Source organism: Enterobacter sp. R-1.6.2, from assembly GCF_035064085.1.
In the GTDB taxonomy this organism is placed as follows: domain Bacteria; phylum Pseudomonadota; class Gammaproteobacteria; order Enterobacterales; family Enterobacteriaceae; genus Enterobacter; species Enterobacter asburiae_B.
Map to the genome: position 1 here is coordinate 1 of NZ_JASEYI010000124.1, position 535 is coordinate 535.

A 535-nucleotide genomic window follows, 5' to 3' on the forward strand; every position below is an offset into this window, starting at 1 on the left:
CGGTAATAATATGCAGCGGGTCAAAATTATTTTTTCTGGCGAGATGGCGTGTTTCCTCCAGACTGGCGACAAATTCAGGCCATGGGAGTATATTTTCTATTGCGAGCCATGGATCGTCACCGGAATCGCGGGCATCAGACAGCGCCTGACCGACATCGATGTACTGCCTCAGTTTTGACTGGATCAGCTTTCCGGTCTGCTGAAGGCGCTCTGCCTGTGTTCTTTTGGCTTTGCTGAAAAGGCTGTTCAGCATTCGCTCATGCAACTCAATCACTTCGTCTGTCAGTGTGGCTCTGGCTTCTTCCAGCACGCACACCAGGATCGCATGACGCCGGGTTGCTGAAAATCGGGTCAAATCACGGCTACTCATCTTCCGGCCTTCCCGCGCCAGTTTCAGCAACCGGTTCTGGTGAATGGTACGATCTATACCTTCCGGTAATGCCAGCGATTCAACGCTGCTGAGCCGATCAAGATGTTGCAGCACGTTCTTACCATTGATTTTACCCGGCGGTTGCAGAAGCCATGTCAGCCTGGA

1 pseudogene is annotated in these 535 nt (G+C 52.1%); it reads right to left on the reverse strand.

The window, feature by feature from the left end:
* Positions 1-535, reverse strand: a pseudogene (locus tag QMN93_RS26100) (Tn3 family transposase); the annotation flags it as partial.